21 protein-coding genes and 1 other annotated feature are annotated in these 22,855 nt (G+C 43.8%); of the genes, 1 reads left to right on the top strand and 20 read right to left on the bottom strand.

Annotated elements, in window-relative coordinates:
* Positions 1 to 12: 12 nt before the first annotated feature.
* The 12 genes from PG418_RS02020 to PG418_RS01965 form a co-directional block, all read right to left on the bottom strand.
* Complete coding sequence (locus tag PG418_RS02020; RefSeq protein WP_022220408.1) at positions 13 to 939, bottom strand: SPFH domain-containing protein; 927 nt, start codon at positions 937 to 939, stop codon at positions 13 to 15.
* Positions 940 to 942: 3 nt separating this feature from the next.
* Positions 943 to 1,401 (bottom strand): NfeD family protein, encoded by a 459-nt coding sequence (locus PG418_RS02015; protein WP_022220409.1) that lies wholly within the window; start codon positions 1,399 to 1,401, stop codon positions 943 to 945.
* Between the two features lie 96 nt (positions 1,402 to 1,497).
* A complete protein-coding gene (locus tag PG418_RS02010) occupies positions 1,498 to 2,817 on the bottom strand; it encodes a replication-associated recombination protein A (RefSeq protein WP_195368471.1) in 1,320 nt (439 codons plus the stop codon).
* 13 nt (positions 2,818 to 2,830) lie between these two features.
* Positions 2,831 to 3,448: a polysaccharide deacetylase family protein gene (locus tag PG418_RS02005; RefSeq protein ID WP_207719254.1), complete on the bottom strand. Its 618-nt coding sequence runs from the start codon at positions 3,446 to 3,448 to the stop codon at positions 2,831 to 2,833.
* A 302-nt stretch (positions 3,449 to 3,750) separates the two neighbouring features.
* The gene (locus PG418_RS02000; protein WP_055156811.1) at positions 3,751 to 4,899 is read right to left on the bottom strand and encodes an iron-containing alcohol dehydrogenase; all 1,149 of its coding nucleotides are present in this window, start codon (positions 4,897 to 4,899) and stop codon (positions 3,751 to 3,753) included.
* 298 nt (positions 4,900 to 5,197) lie between these two features.
* A complete protein-coding gene (locus PG418_RS01995) occupies positions 5,198 to 5,791 on the bottom strand; it encodes a flavin reductase family protein (protein WP_022221152.1) in 594 nt (197 codons plus the stop codon).
* 30 nt (positions 5,792 to 5,821) lie between these two features.
* Complete coding sequence (locus PG418_RS01990; RefSeq protein WP_022221151.1) at positions 5,822 to 7,474, bottom strand: putative manganese-dependent inorganic diphosphatase; 1,653 nt, start codon at positions 7,472 to 7,474, stop codon at positions 5,822 to 5,824.
* Between the two features lie 106 nt (positions 7,475 to 7,580).
* Positions 7,581 to 8,876, bottom strand: coding sequence for a GTP cyclohydrolase IIa (locus PG418_RS01985; protein WP_195254750.1), 1,296 nt, complete (start codon positions 8,874 to 8,876; stop codon positions 7,581 to 7,583).
* 116 nt (positions 8,877 to 8,992) lie between these two features.
* The gene (locus tag PG418_RS01980) at positions 8,993 to 10,327 is read right to left on the bottom strand and encodes an amidohydrolase (RefSeq protein WP_195254751.1); all 1,335 of its coding nucleotides are present in this window, start codon (positions 10,325 to 10,327) and stop codon (positions 8,993 to 8,995) included.
* 13 nt (positions 10,328 to 10,340) lie between these two features.
* Positions 10,341 to 11,450 (bottom strand): M20/M25/M40 family metallo-hydrolase, encoded by a 1,110-nt coding sequence (locus PG418_RS01975; RefSeq protein ID WP_022221148.1) that lies wholly within the window; start codon positions 11,448 to 11,450, stop codon positions 10,341 to 10,343.
* Between the two features lie 17 nt (positions 11,451 to 11,467).
* Complete coding sequence (locus PG418_RS01970) at positions 11,468 to 12,157, bottom strand: hypothetical protein (protein ID WP_195254753.1); 690 nt, start codon at positions 12,155 to 12,157, stop codon at positions 11,468 to 11,470.
* Between the two features lie 21 nt (positions 12,158 to 12,178).
* Positions 12,179 to 12,913: a DUF5058 family protein gene (locus PG418_RS01965; RefSeq protein WP_022221146.1), complete on the bottom strand. Its 735-nt coding sequence runs from the start codon at positions 12,911 to 12,913 to the stop codon at positions 12,179 to 12,181.
* A gap of 289 nt (positions 12,914 to 13,202) precedes the next feature.
* Between PG418_RS01965 and PG418_RS01960 the strand changes: the two genes are divergently transcribed.
* A complete protein-coding gene (locus PG418_RS01960) occupies positions 13,203 to 13,889 on the top strand; it encodes a S1 RNA-binding domain-containing protein (RefSeq protein ID WP_022221145.1) in 687 nt (228 codons plus the stop codon).
* A gap of 111 nt (positions 13,890 to 14,000) precedes the next feature.
* On the opposite strand, the gene PG418_RS01955 is transcribed toward PG418_RS01960, so the two are convergent.
* From PG418_RS01955 to PG418_RS01920, 8 genes are all read right to left on the bottom strand, one after another.
* Positions 14,001 to 15,917 (bottom strand): NAD(+) synthase, encoded by a 1,917-nt coding sequence (locus PG418_RS01955; RefSeq protein ID WP_022221144.1) that lies wholly within the window; start codon positions 15,915 to 15,917, stop codon positions 14,001 to 14,003.
* Positions 15,918 to 15,929: 12 nt separating this feature from the next.
* Positions 15,930 to 16,808: an Hsp33 family molecular chaperone HslO gene (gene hslO / locus PG418_RS01950; protein ID WP_022221143.1), complete on the bottom strand. Its 879-nt coding sequence runs from the start codon at positions 16,806 to 16,808 to the stop codon at positions 15,930 to 15,932.
* Positions 16,809 to 16,827: 19 nt separating this feature from the next.
* Positions 16,828 to 17,610: a class I SAM-dependent DNA methyltransferase gene (locus tag PG418_RS01945; RefSeq protein ID WP_270246951.1), complete on the bottom strand. Its 783-nt coding sequence runs from the start codon at positions 17,608 to 17,610 to the stop codon at positions 16,828 to 16,830.
* Positions 17,611 to 17,851: 241 nt separating this feature from the next.
* On the bottom strand, positions 17,852 to 18,487 hold the full coding sequence (locus PG418_RS01940; RefSeq protein WP_022221141.1) for a lactate utilization protein: 636 nt from the start codon (positions 18,485 to 18,487) through the stop codon (positions 17,852 to 17,854).
* Complete coding sequence (locus PG418_RS01935) at positions 18,487 to 19,512, bottom strand: branched-chain amino acid aminotransferase (protein ID WP_008369610.1); 1,026 nt, start codon at positions 19,510 to 19,512, stop codon at positions 18,487 to 18,489. Before PG418_RS01935 ends, PG418_RS01940 begins: the two co-directional genes overlap by 1 nt.
* A gap of 154 nt (positions 19,513 to 19,666) precedes the next feature.
* On the bottom strand, positions 19,667 to 20,176 hold the full coding sequence (gene ilvN / locus PG418_RS01930; RefSeq protein ID WP_022221140.1) for an acetolactate synthase small subunit: 510 nt from the start codon (positions 20,174 to 20,176) through the stop codon (positions 19,667 to 19,669).
* An 18-nt stretch (positions 20,177 to 20,194) separates the two neighbouring features.
* On the bottom strand, positions 20,195 to 21,925 hold the full coding sequence (gene ilvB, locus PG418_RS01925; RefSeq protein WP_195368475.1) for a biosynthetic-type acetolactate synthase large subunit: 1,731 nt from the start codon (positions 21,923 to 21,925) through the stop codon (positions 20,195 to 20,197).
* A gap of 88 nt (positions 21,926 to 22,013) precedes the next feature.
* Positions 22,014 to 22,272, bottom strand: a binding site (T-box leader).
* An 80-nt stretch (positions 22,273 to 22,352) separates the two neighbouring features.
* Entirely contained in the window at positions 22,353 to 22,841 is a 489-nt protein-coding gene (locus PG418_RS01920) for a dihydrofolate reductase (protein WP_055247814.1), read from the bottom strand.
* Positions 22,842 to 22,855 lie beyond the last annotated feature (14 nt).

Genomic DNA, 22,855 nt, shown 5'->3' with positions numbered 1-22,855 from the left:
TCTTTTTTTAATCTAATCTTCCTTGATCACTTCTTTAGCGCTCTTTACAAGCCCCGCAAGTGACTGCAGTTCTGACGGAATGATGATTTTCGTTGCCTTGCCGTCTGCAGCCTTTTCAAATGCCTCCAGACTCTTGATCGTAAGCACTGCCTGGTCTGCACCCGCTTCACGGATGAAACGGATACCGTCTGCATTTGCCTGCTGTACTTTAAGGATGGCTTCCGCTTCACCTTCAGCCTCTTTGATCCTCTTTTCTTTTTCTGCTTCTGCCTGGAGGATCGCTGCCTGTTTTTCAGCTTCCGCTTTCAGGATCACAGATTCTTTTTCACCTTCTGCAACAAGGACAGTAGATTTCTTTTCACCTTCTGCACGGAGAATAGCTTCACGTCTTTCACGTTCTGCTTTCATCTGTTTCTCCATTGCATCCTGGATTGCTGCCGGTGGAATGATATTTTTCAGTTCCACACGATTGACTTTGATTCCCCATGGATCCGTTGCCACATCAAGAGATGCTCGCATCTTCGTATTGATCGTCTCTCTTGATGTCAGTGTCTGGTCAAGTTCCAGATCACCAATGATGTTACGAAGGGTGGTCGCCGTCAGATTCTCGATTGCCATGATCGGGTTCGCTACTCCGTAGCAGAACATCTTCGGATCTGTAATCTGGTAGAATACAACGGTATCGATCCGCATGGTTACATTATCCTTTGTGATAACCGGCTGCGGTGCAAAATCAACTACCTGCTCTTTTAAATCTACTCTTCTTGCCACACGTTCAATGATCGGCAGTTTAAAATGAAGTCCTACACTCCATGTTGCCTGATATGCACCAAGACGTTCGATAACCAGTGCCTTTGCCTGTGGCACGATTTTAATGCAGGAAGTCAGAAACAGTAATGCGATCACAATAATAATTACTAAAATAATAAGTCCCGTCATCTTTTAGTCCTCCTCATATTTTTTTACAATTAATTTTACTCCGGATATATTAACCACCTTCGCCAGTGTTCCGGGTTCCAGGATCACGTTATCCTGTTCGGATCTTACCGTCCACTCTGTACCATTTACCACCGCCATACCAGTCTGCCCTATGTTATCTACTTTCTGGCTGATCCGGATCGTCTTTCCGATGATTCCTTCATAGTTCGTCTTCAGACGGCGGGTGTTAATAAAACGCATTGCAAATGGTCTGGTAAATACAAGCAGTAAAATTGTCACAATAAAAAATGCAACCACCTGTCCGGCAAACGGTACATCCAGAATATTCAGGATCAGTGCCGCCAGCGCACCTCCTGCTCCCCAGATCGTTGTAAGTCCCACCGTTATGATCTCGATCACCAGAAGTACTACCAGAAGAACCAGCCATGCAACAGTTATATAGCTGTCCTGAACTGCTCCCATATTCTTCACTCCTTTCTGCTTACAGATATGGTAGCAGAGTGTCTGTGTCAAATCAATCCCTTCTGCGTGAATGCAGTGATTTCCTGTGCGAATAGGTTACGCTTCATCCTTAATCCGCTTCATATGCGCTTTGATCGTTTGTTCGTAGCCGTTATCGCTCGCTTCATAGAATACGGCATCTTTGATCTCATCCGGCAGATACTGCTGTTTTACATAATGATTCGGATAATCATGCGCGTATTTGTAACCAATTCCATGCCCCAGCTTTGCAGAACCTTTATAATGTGCATCCTGCAAATGCACCGGAACAGTCGTTTTATATTTTTTCACATTGTCCATCGCAGCAAAGACAGCATTACATGCTGAATTACTCTTCGGCGCTGTTGCCACATAAAGAACTGCCTGTGATAAAATGATCTGTGCCTCCGGCATTCCGATTCGCTCCACTGCCTGTGCTGCACTGACTGCAACATTCAGTGCCATCGGATCCGCATTTCCCACATCTTCCGATGCACAGATCATAATCCTGCGGGCAATAAACTTAATGTCTTCTCCGGCATACAGCATCTTTGCCAGATAATATACGGCTGCATCCGGATCAGAACCGCGCATACTTTTAATAAATGCGGATATGGTATCATAATGATTATCTCCTGTCTTATCATATCGCACAACCCGCTTCTGTATACATTCGGATGCAACCTCCAGCGTGATATGGATCATTCCATCCTCACTTCTTGGTGTGGTGAGGATACCCAGTTCCACCGCATTAAGCGCAGATCTGGCATCTCCACCGGCAAGGTCTGCCAGGAAATGCAGGGCATCCTCCTCGATCACCGCATGATAGCTTCCCATTCCTTTTTTTTCATCCTGCACCGCTCTCAGAATCAGGGTCTCTACTTCTTCCTGTGAAAGCGGACGGAGTTCAAATACACTGGATCTGGAAAGAAGCGCACCGTTCACCTCAAAGTAAGGATTTTCTGTCGTCGCACCGATCAGAATGATCGTGCCGTCCTCCACAAACGGGAGCAGATAATCCTGCTGTCCTTTATTAAACCGGTGAATCTCATCGATGAAAAGGATTGTCCTTTTCTGGTACATCCCTTTCAGTTCTTTCGCCTTATTCACCACTTCTTCCATATCCTTCTTCCCGGCAACCGTAGCATTGATCTGGGTAAATTCTGCACTTGTAGTATTGGCGATCACCTTTGCAAGCGTAGTCTTTCCGGTTCCCGGAGGTCCGTAAAAAATAACAGAACTCAGTTTATCCGCCTTGATCGCACGGTATAAAAGCTTGTCCTTTCCGATAATGTGCTGCTGTCCAACCACTTCATCCAGAGTCGTCGGACGCAGTCTGGAGGCAAGGGGCGATTCTTTCTCCTTTGTCGTCTCCCGCATATAATCAAATAAATCCATCAAAACCTCTCCTTTAATCCAGCAGCAATTCATCGACTGTCACAAATTCATATCCCTTCGCCTGCATGATATCGATAATGCGAAGTGCCGCCTTTACTGAAGACAGATAACAGTCATGTAATAAAATAATATCATTTTCCTCCGTTTCCGTCACTACTTTATTGACAATTTCTGTCTCATTATCCGTATTCCAGTCAAGCGGATCCACATTCCATAGCACCGCAATCATGCCGGTATTCTCTTCCATCTCCTTCTTCCAGGCTCCATAGGGCGGTCGCATATATTCCGTCTTTTTTCCGGTAATTTCTTCAATCGCGGTATTGGTCTTTCCGAGTTCGCACTCTGTCATTTCCTGAGACATTTTTGTGAGATCTACATGACTGTAAGTATGATTTCCAATAATATGCCCTTCTTCAGCCTCTCTGCTCACAACTTTCGGATATTTTACTACATTTTCCCCGATCACAAAAAAAGTAACCTTCACATTCCGCCCGGCAAGCCCGTCAAGGAGCACTGGCGTACTGGAAGGATGTGGGCCATCATCAAATGTGAGGGCGATCTTGGGCTTTTCCTGATACTGCTCGTTTGTTCCACCTGCCTCATAGGATGCTTCTACCGTTTCATCATTCATTCTTATCAGTTTGATCTTTCCGTTATCGATCACTCCCCAGGTAAACAGAAGCCATGTAAAGCATAAAAAACTGATTGTTCCATAAAGCAGTCGGTACCACATACGGATATCCCTCTTTTCCCATTCTCTTTTTACTATATGCGGGAGATTCTTTACCTATGTACTCACATTTATGCTTTCTTGCCTCCGGTACTCTTGCATTAAAAAAAATATACAGAACACCAATCTCTTCCTGTTTTCTATACTCAGATCAAAAAAGGGGATATCAACCAGCTTCTGCTGACTCATATCCCCTGAATGATCTACATTGCTTTTTTATAAAGTTCAATGATATCCCTGATCGTAGACTGTCTCGGATTTGCCATGATATTTCCGCTCTTCATGGCATCGGCAGCCATCAGTTCAATCTTATCTTCCGTTACACCAACATCGGCAAGATGCTGCGGAATACCAAGATCACGAAGCAGATCTCTCGCTTCATCTACCAGCATTTCCGGAACAAAATCGATCACCGGGTCTTTTTCTTTGCTGATATAATTGTAGATCTTCTCATAACGTCCATGATCTGCAAGTGCATTATATTCCACAATCGTTGGAAGAAGAATCGCATTTGCCACACCGTGTGCCACATGGAAATAGGCGCTTACCGGATGGCTCATAGCATGGATATTTCCAAGTCTTGCCCATGCAAATGCGATACCTGCGAACATGCTTCCGGAGAGCATGGCTGCCGCCGCCTCTTCGTCCTGACGGTTTGCTACGAATCTGCGCAGATTTGCACCGATCAGTTCCATTGCCTTTTCTGCCATTGCATCAGAAAATGGAGATGCATCTCTTGAAGTGTAAGCCTCCCATGCATGGATCAGTGCATCTACGCCACATGCTGCGGCTACCGATGCCGGAGAAGTCATAACAAGCTCCGGATCCAGAAGTGCATAGCTTGGGATCAGCTCATAGCTGAACACAGTCAGCTTATAATTTCTTGCTTCATCGGTAATAACAGAAAATGCCGTCACTTCACTTCCTGTACCTGCTGTTGTCGGGATCGCAATGATCGGAACGATCGGTCCCGGTACCTTGTGTGCACCTTCATAATCTCCGATCTCTCCGCCGTATTTTGCAAGAACACCAACTGCCTTTGCCACATCCATTGGACTTCCGCCACCGAAAGCTACAATACTGGTTGCTCCTGCTTTTTTGTATGCTTCTGTTGCTTTATCTACCGTTGCAACAGATGGATTTGCTTCTACATCAGTAAATACTTCCACTTCGATACCGGAAGCCTTCACGATCTCTTCGACTTTCTCGACCATTCCGATCTTCTTCAAAACCGGTCCGGAAATCAGAAGCATCTTCTTGGAACCACTTTTCTCAAGAAGCTCCGGAAGTCTCTTTAAACTGCCTTTTCCAAAAATAATATCCTGTGGTACATTGAATGTAAAATCTTTCATCATCTACTACTCCTTTTAAATAAGAATGTGCCTCGGCACATTCTCGCGCCGAGCGCGTTGCTGAGCGCCAGTGGCGCTCGTTAAGCAACGACCGAAGCAGAGCGTAGACCGCTTGCGACATTCTTCATCTTCGTGCGAGTGCGCATCTCCGGCACGCAGTGCCTTTTGTTTCATAGGAAGTTCCTTCGGAATTTCCTATGAAAAAAGACGAGACCGCACCTTAGCAGTCTCGCCCTTGAGTTTCTACTTACACAGCATATACCCTCTGTCATTTTTTTGTCAAGAGGATTTTCTGTTTTTATTTCTTCTTTTTCTTTCCATTCTTCTTTGTCGGCTTTTTCACGCTATAGCCAAATGTTCCGAGCAACTTACCCAGACTATAATACTGTCCGTGCACATATACGATCGGATCGGTCTTTTCCAATGCAAATCGCCCTTTCTGATCCATATAGGCATCATCTACATGAACCGCTTTTACCTCGGCAAGGAAAATATGATGCGATCCCGGTGTTTCTTTTTTGACCACCTTACACTCGATGTTGACCGGACTCTCCGCAATCAGTGGCGCACTCACATATTCTGCCTTTTCCGGTGTCAGATGCAGCTCTTTGAATTTGTCCACATCTTTTCCCGAACGCACACCGCAATAATCCGTTGCATACGCAAGTTTTTCCGTCGTCAGATTGATTACAAATTCTCCGGTCTCATCGATCATGTGATAAGAATACCGCTCTGGTCTCACGGAAATCGAAACCATCGGCGGGTTTGTGCAGACCGTTCCCGCCCACGCCACGGTAATGATATTCGGATTGCCTTCTTTATCTGCCACACTGACCATAACTGCAGGCAGTGGATACAGCATATTTCCCGGCTTCCAGATCTGTTTTGCCATAAGCCATCTCTCCTATAAAGTTATCTGTTTTTATTTTTGCTGCAGGTAAGTTACCAGAACAGGGATCATCTGTTTCTTTCTTGATACTACACCTTTCAGGAGAATTTTTTCCGTATCTCCCGGCAGTTCAAACGCTTCAAGAACCTGTTCCTTTGCATTTTCACCACAGCAAAGGAGTTCTGTAGACTCTTCCAGAATATTAGTCATCATCAAATACAACATATGCAGTCCCTGGGTCTTTCTCGCCTCTTCCAGATATGGGATCAGACGTCCTTTCACCTCATCCAGTTCATCCTGATTCATGGATGTGATCTGTCCGACTCCAAACATGATATCTTTTACATTGAACACCTTAAAGTCCTGGAAACAGATCTCTTCTACGGATTTGCCACGCAGATTGCTTCCCGCATTGAACATCTCTTTTGCATGTTCTTCCATATCAATCCCGGCTATCCGCGCCAGTGCCTCTGCTGCCGCCTGATCAACCATCGTACAGGTTGGTGAACGGAACAGTAACGTATCCGAAATAATTGCAGAGCACAGAAGTCCCGCCATCTGTGGCTCTACCTCTACACCGCTTTCCTGATACATCTGGTAAATGATCGTAGCGGTACATCCAACCGGCTGATTCCGGAAATATACCGGTCCGATTGTCTCCAGACCGCCCAGTCTGTGATGATCAATGATCTCCTGCACCTCTGCCTCTTCAATTCCATTCACAGCCTGTGATTTTTCATTATGATCCACAAGAATCACCTGTTTTTTACGGGATGTCATAAGTCTTCGTCTGGAGAGGAAACCACAGAACTTTCCTTTATTATCCAGAATTGGGAAATCTCTGTACTTCGTCTTTGACATAACTTCTTTCACATGTTCCACATAATCATTCAAATGAAAAATCTCCAGATTATCACGGCTCATAAAATACTTGACCGGAATACTCTGGTTAATCAGCCTTGCAGCAGTAAAGGTATCATGTGGTGTCTGAATAATCACGATATCTCTCTCCTCTGCCATCTTCTTGATCGTCTTGGAAATATTGGCTCCCTGGCAGATGACCAGACAGCTTGCATCCATCTCGATCGCGCACAGCTGTGACTCATAACGGTTTCCAAGAATGACAAGATCATCCTTCTCAATAAAATTCTCCATCAGATCCGGACTGGATGCGGCAATGACAACTTTTCCATTCAGGAAATAGCCATGCTCATTCCCGGAGATCAGTGTTCCGTCCAGTGTTTTGACGATATTGCGGTACTGGGTTCTCGCTGTTGCAAGGATATTATTATCGTACACTTCCATATATGACGTAGCAATATCTCCGATAGTGATCAGCCCTTCCAGCTTCTCACCTCTTGTTACCGGCAGTGTCTTAATATTCTCATCTTTCATTCTTGCCCATGCGTCTTTAATGGACATGTGACCAGATACACCCTCAATATGACGGATATCCATATCTTTTACCTGAAGGTGTACATTGTCCAGAAGAGACGGCACACTTACCTGGAATTTATCCAGAACATATGCTGTCTCACCATTTACCTCGCCCGCTCTTTTCGCTATGTATTTTTCTCCTGTGATTTTATTTTTCAGATTTGCATATGCAATTGCCGAACAGATAGAATCTGTATCTGGATTTTTATGTCCGATCACATATACTTTCTTTGGTTTTTTCTGATCCATTTTATATTACTCCATTACTCCATTACTATCTCTTGTTCCTTTATTTTTCAGAATGCCATTTTTTTTACTGTTCGTCAACCCTTGTTCGGATAAAAGACCACTTACACTAAATTTTAAACAATATCTCTACCAGTGCCTTCGGTCTGCCACCCGCTGCCGCTGTCTTCTTTGCATACACTTTTCCATAACCGGCTTCCATGATCTTATTCATGATCCGGCGCGCACTTCTGACCGTAATTCCCAGACACTCCGCCAACTGATGTGCATCGAAAATATAACTTTTTCTTACATCTGCAATGGCAATGATCTTCAGAATTGACGTTGTGCTGAGCCCGGTTTTTTCTGAAATTTTCCGTAGCTTCGGATCGGAAGAAATGAGCTGATATTCCAGCTGGATCTCCTTTCCAAGCGGTCCGTGCTGTGTCTGACCGGCATCAATCCAGAAAATCTCCTGCTTTGCATTTTTCAGGGAAAAATCCAGTGCACGTCTTGCGTTCATTTCCGCGTCATTCATCGTGCCTCCGGTTCCGATCCCTACATTCAGGCTGATTTTCTTCTCCTCCTGCACTTTTTTTTGCAGATTCAGAAGCTTCCGCTGGTTAAATTCTTCTTGTACAGCCCCGGAATTGGAAAATACAATATATTCTCTTCTTCCTGATGCAAAAATTGCACCTTGAATCCCTTCTGTATATTTGATGATTTCTTTTTCAATATCTGCTTTTGCAAGCATACTTGAATAATAATTCTCTTCTCTGCTCTTATAATCCGTCAGCTGAAAAATCTCAACTGCTGCCTGCGCATATTCTGCTTCCTGAAGCGCACATTCATTTTTTAATTTTTCCAGTGCCACTCTCACTTTTGCCCTGGTCGGAGGCAGATAAATTGCATGGTATCCCTTTTCCTGCAGTGTCTTATACACCCACCGAAGAGAAGTCAGTGCCACATTGATCTTTCCTTCATCCAGAAGCTTCATGTGCCACTCCACATACTGTTCTTCTTCCACTCCTGCCTGAAACGGACAGGAATAAATGTTTCTTGCCAGGATGTCAAATGCATCCAGCAAATCCTCAATGACCTGTTTTTCTACAATATCAATACTAAATGCATCCAGTTCAATATTACTTTTCTGCATCTGCAGAAATGCTCCCGCAATGCTGATTACCGATTTTTCCACCGACACATGCGGCCTGGTGAAATGATAGTTTCTCCCCACAAAACTTTCGATCGCACAGCCCGTAAACAGTACCGCATCACACTCCTGTTCACATTCCTCAATCAGCCGGTCACTTCGGTTAACCTGTTCCTCTTCATAAGAAGCTACTTCTACTGAACTGTCGATTTCTTTTATACTCTTCTTAACAACCTCACAAGATGATTTTGATCCGATAACTCCAACTTTCACAAATTTGTCCCCCGTATTGCGATCTTCTATCCAGAGAACCTGCCGTTGGCAGCTTCTCTCTATATATCTGAATAATTGCTTTAAAAAAGGAACCCCTCAAACGGGATTCCTTTTTATTATAACTCAGAGCCATCAAAAACCACAAGCTTAGAATGCTCTTTTTTTAATTCCAGATAACTTTCTTTTGTCAGCGTCGGTTTGAAATTGTCAAGAATCTGTTTTGCCTTTTTTGCGTTATCATAAAGAAGATCAATGATCGTAAGCGCCATCATCTTTGCCGGAACGATATAAGCAAGTTCCGGGTCCGCAAGACGGTAATCCTTGGAGTGAAGTCCTCCGGTTATTCCCTCTGTCCAGATGTGCATACACGGCATGAACTGAGAAAGATCCCCCAGATCTGTAGAACCTGCTGTCTCATAAAGCTCTACAAATGAATCTTTTTCCGCCCCTGTATATTCGATCATATTTTCTTTATATAATGCTGAAAGCTCACGGTTGGTATTCATCGGAAGATATCCGATCTTATCGTCAATCTCGACTTTTCCTCCGATTGCAAGTGCTCCGGCTTTTAACGCACGGTTCACTTTTTTACTGGCATCCAGCATTCCATCAATTGTGAAAGCACGTACCATGATCTGCATCTTCACAACAGCAGGAACTACATTTACCAGATCTCCGCCTTCTGTAATGATTGCACTTACACGAACCTTTTCTTTCTCCTGAAAAGTCTCACGGAGTGCATGAATGTTGTTCAGTGCCAACTCTGCCATATTTAACGCATTGATTCCTTCATGTGGTGCGAAACCTGCATGCGCAGCTTCTCCGATAAATGTTACCGTCTTTGTCACAAATCCGTTGCAGTCGGTATCAATCACGCAATGCCTGCCATTTCCAATTTCCATCATGTGACACTGCAATGCCATATCCACATCATCAAAGCCACCACGTTTTAAATATTCCTGCTTGCCGCCGTAAAAACTGATCTTATTTTCACGGATCAGACTGTCGCGATAATCATAATCTACGCATTCTTCCGCAGGGATCGCAATAAAATCAACCGCTCCACCCAGTTCCTTCATCACTCCGGATCTTAAAAGACCAATCGCACATCCATACAGATCTGCAAGCTGTGCATGATGACCGCAGGCATGAACATTTCCTTCTGGCGTACTGTCCGGATGTTCTTTGCACTGGATACAGTCCAGCTCTCCGATCACAGCAATTCTTGTATTCCCTTTTTTCGGAGTTGAAACCTTACAGCCAGTATATGCAATTTCCGTCTCCGGCTCTTCTCCAATCTCCTGAAATGCCTTTATCATTCTTTCTGTAGTCTTAAATTCTTTGTAGCCAAGTTCAGGCGTTTTATATACATCATCACCAAGCTGAATGATCAAATCTCTGTTCGCGTCAATCGCGTCCAGACATCTCTGCTTCAGTTCTTCTTTTTCCATCTATGTCGTCCTCCTATTCTGCACCCATCAGTCTTCTCAGTACTTTTGTCACTTTCCAGGTCTCATCTGTATCAAGCGCTTCTTCTACTGTGTGTACATTGATCATTCCACATCCCAAAATGACGCTCTTATATCCGTGTCCCGCAAGCACATTTGCATCACTTCCGCCACCGATGATCATTTTATTTGCTGTAATTCTTTCTTCTGCCATTGCATTTACAGTATCCTGGATCAATTCACAATCTTCTTCCAGCGACAGGACCGGGTAAGCCATCTCATGCTTCATCTCATAACAGGCTCCCATTTCCTCTACAGCTTCCTTGCAGCACTGTTCCATATGTGTAACCTCTGCAGCCAGCTTTTCCATACTGTGTGAACGGATCTCTGCGGTAAATGTAACCTCATCTGTTACGATGTTGGTTGCAGATCCACCTTCAATATGTCCGATATTAGAGGTTGTCTCATAATCAATACGTCCGATGTGCATCTTACTGATTGCCTTTGATGCCACAACAATTGCATTGATTCCTTTTTCCGGTTCAATTCCGGCATGCGCTTTCTTTCCTTTGAAAGTAATCTCAATCGCTTCCATTGCCGGTGCTTTGTATGCGAGAGTCTCTGCTCCACCGGTTGCATCTACAACAACCAATTCCTTGCATGGCAGCATAGACATATCCATGTGCTTTGTTCCCATCATACTGATCTCTTCGGAGCAGGTAAATACAAGATAAATATCTCTGTGCGGTACACCGCTTTCAATGATATCTTCTACCGCTTCCATGATTGCTGAAATTCCAGCTTTGTCATCTCCGCCAAGTGTTGTTGTCTTGTCGGTACTGATGATGTTTCCATTGATCACCGGATTTACATTTCTGCAAGGCTCAATCTGATCCATATGTGCTGCAAATCCAAGTGGACGTTCCTTCGTATTTCCTTTTACAAATGCAACGATATTTCTGCCGTTTCCACCATAAGCTTCCCCGGCATGATCTGACTGGAACGGAATGTTCCGCTCTCTCAGCCAGTTTTCTATCCAGTCCGCCATCTCTTTTTCCCCTTTTGACGGGCTGTAGATCTTGATCATCTCAATAAATCTTTCCTGTAATCTTTCTCTCGATAACATCTTTTTCCTTTCCGGACTTAGTCCTCAAGCTCTTTCTTGTAGATAATCTTTCCTGCGAAAATAGATCCAAATACGGCTACCAGGATAACAACGTATGACGGTGTTCCAGGGAAGAAGGATAAGAATCCGTTTTTCATCAGCCAGTTCATTGCAAATGCGATAACAACCGCTACAGCACCAAGCTTCGGTCTTGTGATTGCGAACTGTCCGAATACAGCTCCGTAAAGTGCCGGAAGAAGGAAGTTGAGGGCCTGCTTGAATCCTTCTGGCATCATACCAATAATTGCGTTTCCTGCAATTGCTCCGATTGTCAGAATCACAATATTTACAATGATCGATACAGCAATACCGATGGTTGATACAACAGAACCTTTGTCACTCCCCATTTCAACGCCTGCTGCTTCCTGTGCAACAGAAGAACACGGAACACGCATGTTGGATGTATTTCCTGAAAGGAATGTCAGATAAGTTCCCGGGATTCCAAGAATCGGGAAATAGGAAATCGGTTCTACAATATAAAATGCTCCACTTACACTGATCTGTGCGATTGTACCTGCAATGATTGCGGATACCGGTGGCATATATCCGTATACAACTGAGATAACAAGTGCCGGTCCAAAACATGTAATGATACCTAATAACATGGTGATTTTTCCCCATTTAACAATATCAGGTATATAGACTTTGTTGTAGTATTCTTTATTCATATCTTTATCCTCTCATTCCTATTAAAATACAGTGTTCCAGATGTAACCAATGAGCATGCCTGAGAACATGGAAATTGCAAAGGCCCATTCTCTGAGCCATCCAATATTCTTTTCTTTCGCTAACTTTGTCAGGGTCATCATAAGAATGCATCCTACGATTGTTGCGATTGCCGGTGCTCCGCCAAATGCAAACTGATTCTTTTCGTTGAAGAAGTTTCCTGATGCAAGGTTTGCAAATGCACCAAGCATCGCTCCTGCTGAAATGATCGGAACCATTTTGGAATTTCCTTTTGACATCAGATGATTTACTTTATCCATCTTATCTGTGAAAAGGAGTGTGAAGATCAGCCATCCAAGTGAACCACAGATCATGGTCCATACACCACAGGCGAATGCAACCGGTGTCAGGTTCTCCAGTGTAGCGCCCATTGCCTGTGCGCCAAATCCGGCTGCCATTGCTTCATAGTTAACGGATCCGATGAAAGAAAGTCTCATCCATGAAACAGGTGCTCCCATTGATACGATCAGGGAGATCATTGTTACCAGGATTACAATAGATGGTCCAATTGAGGAAATGGCACTACTCTTAATTGCCATATTGATCTTTTCCTGTTCAATTCCAATCTCTTTTGCTGCTTTGAGTGACTTCCTGAAAAACAGTACGGACTGAAAAACTACGATTCCTACTGCTATTGCGGCACCCACCCACATCAGAGGGCTGTTTGCCAGTTCCAGATAATTCACGTTTCCCTTCATTTTAAATTCTCCTTTGCCTTTTAGTTTAGGACACTGCCCTTAACATGTCCTTATGTTGATAATATACAATTTATTTTTTCTTTTGTCAATTTTTTTCACAAATTTTACTATTCAAAATATACACAAATTTTTACCACAATTTTCGTACATAATAACGATTTTTTCTCATTAAGCACAATTTAACCGTCTAACCATCTGGAATCCATACTTTTTATCTATACAAAAATGTGTTATACTAATAAACATATTGAGCATACGTTCAGAAAAATAAACTAACAGAGGTGTTAAGATGGAAAACGAAAAATTACAGGAACAGACAGAAAGCATGGCAGACTACGAAGCACATTTCGATGATGCCAATCCATGGAATGTGGTCGCACGTTATCAGGAAGAAGGAACCAATCTTCACGTAAAAGTAGAAGGAATCGTAAATGGTGGTGTCATCGCCATGGTCGAAGGACTTCGAGGATTCATCCCGGCATCCCGCCTTTCTCTTTCTTATATCGAAGATCTGGAGACTTATCTTCTAAAAGAAATTGATGTCCGCGTGATCGAAGCAAACCAGGCAGAAGGACGTCTGATCTTATCTGCACGTGAGATTTTAAGAGAACAGAAAAAAGCAGAAGATGCAAAAAAACTTGCATCTGTACAGGTTGGAAGTGTTGTAAAAGGTACCGTTGAATCGCTTCAGTCCTACGGTGCTTTTGTACGTCTCGAGAACGGTCTTTCCGGTCTGGTTCACATTTCCCAGATCAGTACTCAGAGAATCAAATCAGCAGACCAGGTACTTCACGTTGGGGACGAAGTAGATGTCAAAGTCATCGGTATCAAAGACGGTAAGATCAGCCTCAGTATCAAGGCTCTTGCCGAAGATGCTGAAAAAGAACAGGAGGAAGAGCTGGAACACGTAGAAATTCCGAAAGTAGAAGCAATCGGAACCAGCCTTGGGGATCTGTTTAAAAATATCAAGCTTTAAAAATTATAATTTAAAAAAGGGAAGCCTGCACTTTCGCAGACTTCCCTTTATCATTGCCTGATAAGTATCACTGACACTTTATGCGAGAATGTACCCCCTGTACATTCTTTTCTATTTCTTCAGTGCTTCCAGATCCTGCATCCAGACTGCCGCACACGCATCGCTCGGCATTCTCCAGTCTCCTCTCGGAGAAAGTGCCACCGTACCGATCTTCGGTCCGTCCGGCAGGCAGGAGCGCTTAAACTGCTGTGCAAAAAATCTTCGGTAAAAGGTCTTCAGCCATTTCATGATCGTCTCACTGTCATAAGTTCCTTCAAATGCAAGCTTTGCGAGCCGATAGATCTTTGACGGTTCAAAACCAAATCTCAGAACATAATACAGATAAAAATCATGCAGTTCATACGGACCTACAAGGTCTTCTGTCTTCTGGGCGATCTCGCCATCCTTCGGTGGAAGAAGCTCCGGACTTACCGGTGTGTCAAGAACATCCAGAAGTACCTCTTTCAGCTCCTGATCCTCACAGGTATCCGCATAATACTGAACCAGATGGCGTACCAGTGTCTTCGGAACAGATGCATTGACTCCGTACATAGACATATGATCTCCATTATAAGTCGCCCACCCAAGAGCCAGCTCCGACATATCTCCGGTTCCGATGACCATGCCCCATTCCTGGTTAGCAATATCCATCAGCACCTGGGTACGCTCTCTTGCCTGTGAATTCTCATAGGTCACATCATGTACCTCTTCATCATGTCCGATATCACGGAAATGCACATGGACCGCATCCGCGATCGGCACCTCTTTCAAAGTGGCTCCCAGCTTCTTCGACATCAGGCAGGCATTCTGATAGGTTCTGTCTGTCGTACCAAAGCAAGGCATCGTCACTGCAATGATATCCTTGCGGTCTTTTCCTGCCATGTCAAACGCTTTTGCCGTCACAAGCAGTGCCAGCGTTGAATCCAAACCGCCGGAAATTCCAACGACTGCTGTTCTCGAGTGAGTATGCACCAGACGCTTCTTCAGTCCCATTGCCTGGATCATCAGAATCTCCTCACAGCGCTTTTCCCTCTCTGCCATATTCTGTGGAACAAAAGGGGTCTGTGCAAAGCTTCTGGTAAGTGCTGTCTCTTCCACACTTATGTGGAACAGTACTTTTGGAAGATGACGTTCTTCCGTTGTCTGGAAAGTTGTATTTTTTCTCCGTTCACTTAAAAGACGGAAAATGTCAATCTCACTGACGATCATCTCGTTGGCAAACCGCTTTGCTTCTTTCAGAATCGTCCCATTCTCTGCGATAATATTGTGTCCACCAAATACCACATCCGTTGTAGACTCTCCGTCCCCGGCATTTGCATAGACATAACCTGCAATCAGTCTTGCAGACTGTCCCTTGATCAGTTCCTCCCGGTAACTATCCTTTCCGATCGTCTCATCACTTGCTGAACAGTTGACCAGGATGATCGCGCCTTCTCTTGCCGCCTCAATACTCGGCGGGATTGGTGACCAGACATCCTCACAGATCTCTGCCGATACGACCAGATCATCCATCTCTGCCGCCTGATACAGGATCTGCGGCCCAAACAGGATTTCTTCCCCTTCATAAGAAATCACTCTTGCTTTTTTCGGTCCTTGACGGAATTGACGCATCTCATAAAATTCCCCATAATTCGGAAGAAATGTCTTGGTTGTAAAGCCAAGGATCTTTCCGTCATTTAATGCGGCCGCAACATTATAAAGCTCTCCATCAATTGCAAGTGGAAGCCCAACAAATACAAGTGCTTCTGTATGCCTGGTCTCTTCTGCAACTTTTGCAAGTGCTCTGCGCACCTCTTTTAACAGTATATCCTGTGTAAAAAGATCGCTGCAAGTATACCCGGTCAGGCAAAGCTCCGGAAAAACAATGATCTTTGCGCCAGCCTTCTCAGCTTCTTTCATACGTTTGCAGATTTCCTTACAGTTGTGCCAGACATCCGCCACACGAATATCAACTGTGACCGCTGCAACTTTGATAAATCCCTGTTTCATGCGTTTACCTCTTTATCTTTTTGCCTGTTTTAAAATCTGTTTCAGTTCTTCTACACTAAATGTATACGCCATATTGCAGAAATGGCATTTTACTTCTACTTCTTTTCCGTCATCGATCATTTCCTGGATATCTTTCTTTCCGATGCTGATGATGGCTTTCTCGATTCTCTCATGCGAACAATTACATTTAAACTGTGTATCCATTGTATCTGTAAATTCCACATTCAGGCCATCCAGTACCTGCTCCAGCATCTGCTCCGGTGTATGTCCGTTATCCAGCATACTGGTAACAGAAGAGATCTTCTTGATATTCTCTTCCAGTTTATCCAGCACCTCATCCGATATAAACGGCATTACCTGCACAATAAATCCACCTGCACAGTGTACAGTGTTGTCCTTGTTCATCAATACTCCAAGGCCCACAGAAGACGGAACCTGTTCGCTGGTTGCAAAATAATACGTCAGATCTTCTGCGATCTCACTTGTCTGCAGAATAGTCTGTCCAACATATGGTTCTTTCAGTCCCATATCTTTAATAACATTTAAAAGACCGATTCCAACAGCTCCTCCAACATCCAGCTTGCCATTCTTAGGCGGCATCATTGCTTCCGGATGATCGACGTATCCTTTCACGTCACCTTTTGCATCTGCAGTCACCGTAATTCCGCCAAGTGGTCCATCACCTTTGATCTGAAGCGTCAGCACATCTGTCTCGTTCTTCATCATGCCTCCCATCATTGCTCCTGCCGTCAGAAGTCTTCCAAGTGCCGCTGTTGCTACCGGACTTGTGTCATGTCTCTTTCTTGCCTCTTCCACCAGATTTCCGGTTGTTGCGGCAAATGCACGGATCTGTCCGTCTCCCGCAGTTGCTCTTACAATATAATCTTTCATATAACAATTCTCTCCTGTTCTATTTTCCCTGTTCTCTTGCGATCACATAAATGCGCTCGCTTGTGTCCATCGGCGCATTCTTTGAAAATGCATCGTATGCTGTCACAAATTCCAGCCCCGACTTCCGGATCAGTTTCTTCATCTCCTCCAGCGTATACGCTCTCTGATAATGCGTCTCCTCATATTTGCGATAAAGCCCACTGTCCTTATCTGTCTCAATAAAAAGACTCAGATCATATTCATTGATCTTCTCATCTTCGTAATAATAGTTGTCCCAGATAAAACTGCATTCCTCCCGGTTCTCCGCAATTGTGCGATCCCCAAGAATCTCTTCATACTTGTAACGTGTATTAAAATCAAAAATAAAAACACCTTTCGGATCCAGATAATTGTTGACCAGGCGGAATACTTCCTGAAGTTCTTCCGGCTCTGTAATATAATTGACCGAATCGCAGACACTGATGACAGCTCTTACCGTACCATACAGTTCGAACTCTCTCATATCCTGCAGAAGATACAGAATATCATGACCGGATTTGTCTCGTTTCTCCATTGCGATCTCCAGCATCTCTTCCGCATTGTCCGCACCAATCATATCATATCCTGCCTTTGCAAGCAATTCTGTCATGTTCCCGGTACCGCACCCCAGATCCAGTACCAGTCCATCCCTGACACCATATTCTCTCATAAGACCGGTGAGATATTCACACCATTCTTCGTAGGGAATATTATCCATGAAGGTATCATATACACGTGCAAAGCTTGTATACGCTTCCATACTCTGTTGTTCCTCTCTTTCGATTCGCCATCAATGCCCATAAGCAGCACTGACCGATGTCCACGGACCACTCCGCTGCGCATCCTGACATCCAGATTATTTTATAGTATAACACAGGATTTTCCTCTAGGAAAGTCATATTCTAATGAGAACTTTTCCCTTTTGGAATTTTCTTTACTGTTCACAGTACCTGTGACCAGTAACGCATTTTCTTTTTCAGACACAAAAAGAACCAGGGGAAATTCCCTGATTCTCTTCGTATTTTTTAGAATCCCAGTTCTTCATTCACCAAAATCACTTTTATTCTGTTTGGAACATGGCTGAATCTTGTAATCAGTGTCTGACAGCAGATACTTTTCGGAGATTTACAGTTGGAACAGACACCTGTCTTCGCACACGGAAGCCCTTCAAAACGCTGTCCGTTAATCGGAGCTGCCACATACTTTGCACGGGCATATGCATCCTCTGCACTTCTTACAATTTTGTTCATGCCAACGATCATCAGAACATTTTCCGGTCCGTAAGAAATAGCTGCCACACGGTTTGCATTTCCATCTATATTAACCAGTATCCCATCTTCCGAGATTGCATTACAGCTTGCCAGAAAATAATCGCAGTTAAGTGCCTGATGCATCATCTCTGCTTTTTCCTCCGGTGTCGCACACAGATCTCTGTCCAGCACTTTATAATTTCCTTTATGAAGTGCTTCAGGAAGACCAATTGCCTTAATGCTCATAGACCCTCCCCAACTGATGCTGCTTCCTTCCGGAATCAGCTCCAGTGCAAGGGCAAGTGCCTCTTCTTTGGTCTGTACATAATGTCCCTCCATCTGACGGGACTTCAAATTCTTTATCACCTGCTCAGCGAGCAGATCATTTCGCTTTGTAACGAATTTATCCATTATTCAACCACCTGGATCCATCCTTCCGGTGCTTCGATGTGTCCCATCTGAATTCCGGTAAGTGTTTCATATAATTTCTTGATAACAGGTCCCATCTCATCCATTCCGCTTGGGAAGCAGATTTCTTTACCATGATCTACAATCTTTCCAACCGGTGAAATAACTGCTGCTGTTCCGCAAAGTCCGCATTCTGCAAAGTCTTTTACTTCATCAAGATATACTTCTCTTTCTTCTGTCTCAAGTCCAAGATAATGTTCTGCCACATAAAGAATAGAACGTCTTGTAATAGATGGAAGGATACTGTTTGATTTCGGAGTAACTACTTTACCATCTTTTGTGACGAAGATGAAGTTTGCTCCACCTGTCTCTTCTACTTTTGTTCTTGTTGCTGCATCCAGATACATATTCTCTGCATAGCCTTCTTCATGTGCTGTTACAATTGCATGTAAGCTCATTGCATAGTTAAGACCAGCTTTGATATGTCCTGTTCCATGCGGTGCTGCACGGTCAAAGTCTGAGACTTTAATTGTGATCGGCTTTGCGCCGCCCTTGAAATATGGTCCTACTGGTGTTACAAATGCACGGAACTGATATTCGTCAGCAGGTTTAACTCCGATAACCGGATTGCTTCCGAACATATATGGACGGATATAAAGGGACGCTCCTGATCCATAAGGTGGTACATAAGCCGCATTGGCTTTTACTACCTGTACGATCGCATCTACAAAACGGTCTTCCGGAAATACCGGCATCTCAAGTCTTCTTGCGGAATCAGCAAATCTCTTTGCGTTCATATCCGGGCGGAATACAACGATGCGTCCGTCTTCTGTTGTGTATGCCTTCATACCTTCAAATACTGACTGGGAATACTGCAGAACACCTGCACACTCATTCAATACAATGTTGGCATCTTCTGTCAGGCATCCATCATCCCACTTTCCATCTTTGTAATTTGAAACATATCTCTTTTCGGTCGGGATATAACCAAATCCTATGCTTGACCAGTCAATCTGTTTCTTTTCCATTGTAATTCCTCCATTCCCTTGTTGCTTCTTACAGTAACATATATCTAAATTATAATTTTTGCTTCCCGTATTTTAAATCCTACGGATTACATATCGCTATTATATTACTTCTGTTTTTCAAATTCAAGAGTGCGCTCTGTTTTTTTTGATTTTTTTATCTTTTTGGCATTGTGATCGCTTCAATCCCCACACTTCCGCCTCTTACAACTTCAATTGAATTGAATTCAGAACGTAGAAACTGGATGATCGCTGTATTTTTATGTGCCGTGTGTACAAATTCAAGAAGTACACTGTCTTTTCCATAATCACGTACCTTTGCCTGATAGGTCTGCGCAATCTGGAAAAGCTCTGTCTTATCTTCCGGTGTACAGTTTTTTACCTTGATAAACATCAGCTCCTGCATAACAACAGATACTTCTGTAAAATCAATGACTCTGATGACTTCAACCATACGGTTCAGCTGTTTTTTGATCTGCTCATAAGTCTCTTCATCACTGTTCGTCTCAATCGTCATTCTGGAGATAGTCGGATCTTCTGTTCTACCTACCGTCAGACTCTCCAGATTATAGGATTTACCGGAAAAGAGTCCGGAAATCTTTGAAAGTACACCAACCTGATTTTCCACATATAAGGAAATCCATCTTTTTTTCATTGTATTATCCATCTTCACCTCTCCTCTCCATTAATCCATCAAAAGATCTTCCAGGGTTCCGCCCGGACGTACCATCGGATAAACCTGCACTTCCGGATCCAGCATGAATTCGATCAGAGTCGGCACCTTCAGTGCACGGTTTGCTTTTGCCTGTTCAAATGCTGCTTTCATCTCGGATTTTTCGGTTACACGGATTCCCTTTGCCCCATAGCTTTCTGCAAGTTTTACAAAGTCCGGCGTATATTTCGGTGGATGCTCTTCTCCACGTCTTGTCGCTGCGCCTGCACGAAGATCCGTCATAGAATAGCGTTTTCCATAGAAAAGTTTCTGCCACTGGCGAACCATTCCAAGATAGGTATTGTTAAATACACAGAGGATCAAAGGAAGTTCTTCCAGCACTGCTGTTGCAAATTCCTGAATATTCATCTGCATACCGCCATCACCGGAAATTGCAATCACCGTACTGTCCGGATTGCCAATCTGCGCTCCGACTGCTCCCGGGAATCCATATCCCATGGTTCCAAGTCCGCCGGACATATAAAGTCTGGTCTTTTCATTCACTTCCAGATACTGGGATGTGAACATCTGATGCTGTCCTACATCTGTCACAACAATCTTGTCATCCTCTTTAAACACTTCATTGATCGTCTCCAGAATATCCTGAGCCTGCATCTGGTCTCCCTTTGGTTTCATCCTAAGCGGATGCTCCTCTTTCCAGCCTTCGATCTGTTCCATCCAGCTTTCTTTTTTCTCCATTGGTTCTACATATTCCAATAATTTTTCAATTGCTTCTTTTGCATCCGCAACGATCGGAATATCTACCTGAATGTTACGTGAGATGGAGGAAGTATCAATGTCGATATGTACGATCGTAGCCTTCGGTGCAAATGCATGCAGTTTTCCGGTGATACGATCGTTAAATCTGGTCCCTATCGAGAACAGCAGATCGCATTCTTCCACTGCCATATTGGATGCATATGCACCGTGCATCCCCAGATTACCGATAAAAAGCGGATGCGTTGTCGGAATCGCACCACGTCCCATGATCGTTGTCACAACCGGGATCTGGGTACGTTCTACAAGTTCGGTAAACGCCTTATTCGCTCCTGCAATATTTACCCCACCACCGGCAAGGAACAACGGTTTCTTTGCTTTTCCAAGCATCTTGACTGCTCTCTTAAGCTGTCCGATGTGAACACCGGTACTCGGCTTATATCCGCGGATATTGACTGTCTCCGGATAATTCGGGCTTCCAAGCTCTGCCATTACATCTTTCGGGAGATCCACAAGAACCGGACCCGGACGTCCGCTGCGCGCAATATAGAATGCCTCTTTGATGATTTTTCCCAGATCTTCTCTCTTTCTTACTGTCACACCGTATTTTGTGATACTTCTTGTAATACCTACGATATCAACTTCCTGGAATGCATCATTTCCGATCAGATGTCTCGCAACCTGTCCGGTAAAACATACCAGCGGTACACTGTCATAATTTGCCGTTGCAATTCCTGTCACCAGATTGGTTGCACCCGGTCCGCTTGTTACCAGACATACCCCGACTTTTCCTGTTGATCTGGCGTAAGCATCTGCAGCATGGACAAGTGCCTGTTCATGACGCGGAAGTACAACTTTTGTGTAATCCTGTTTGTAAATTTCATCACTGATATCAATTGTACAGGCTCCCGGATATCCAAAAAGGATATCTACCCCTTCCTCTTTTAATGCTTTTACAAGTAATTTGTTCCCTGATATTTTTTTCATAAATCTACCTCCATGAATTTTCTATACAGATGATCGCCAAATTTTTATCATAGTCATATAGAATAACAAACGCCCTAAACGGCTGACCGTTCAGGGCGAATATAAAATCCGTGTTACCACCTGTCTTCAGAGAAGCTGCTTCTCTGCTCTCACGCAAGTACAGAACCATAGAAATGTTCGATACTATTCCCCTGTAACGTAGGGTCTACGTCGAAGTCTACTTGAGAAATTCCCGTTCAGTCCGCTGCTCAAAGGCTACTTCTACAATCCCTTCATGAAGGCTTACACCATCCGCCTTCTCTCTTTGCTTCCGAAGATTATATACTCCTCCTTGTCATAGCATTTCTTCTATTGTCTCATCGATTACATTTATTATAATGAGTGGTCTATTGATTTGTCAATGATACATTTCGCAAATTTTATTGATCTATTTTATTCTTTCATATTTTGCAAATACATACTCAAGATCGAAATATGTCTGTTCATCCGTCTCAGCTGTTTTTTGCCAATCCGGATCCTTATCCAGATCCGGGAACCAGGTATCTGCCTCATATACATGATCTGTCCGCGTAACATACGCTATATTACAATACGGAAGCATTGCACGGTAAATACTTTCTCCGCCGATCACAAAGACTTCTCCTTTGTGCTTTTTACATTCCTGCATTGCCTCTTCCACACTGTGTACCACGATCGCATCCTTCACCTGATAATCCGGATTGTGGGAAATCACGATATTAACCCGGTTGGCAAGCGGACGCCCCTGCGGAAAGCTTTCCAGTGTCTTTCTTCCCATCACGACAATATTGCCTTCTGTCATCTGACGGAAGTATTTCATATCTGCCGGGATTCGTACAAGCAGACTGTTATTCTTTCCTATTGCCCAGTTTTTATCTGCATTTACAATAATGTTCATCGTATCTGTCTCCT

Source organism: Bariatricus sp. TF06-38A (genome assembly GCF_027690675.1).
GTDB classification, from domain to species: domain Bacteria; phylum Bacillota; class Clostridia; order Lachnospirales; family Lachnospiraceae; genus Allocoprococcus; species Allocoprococcus comes.
This window is presented reverse-complemented; position numbering and strand designations above follow the sequence as displayed.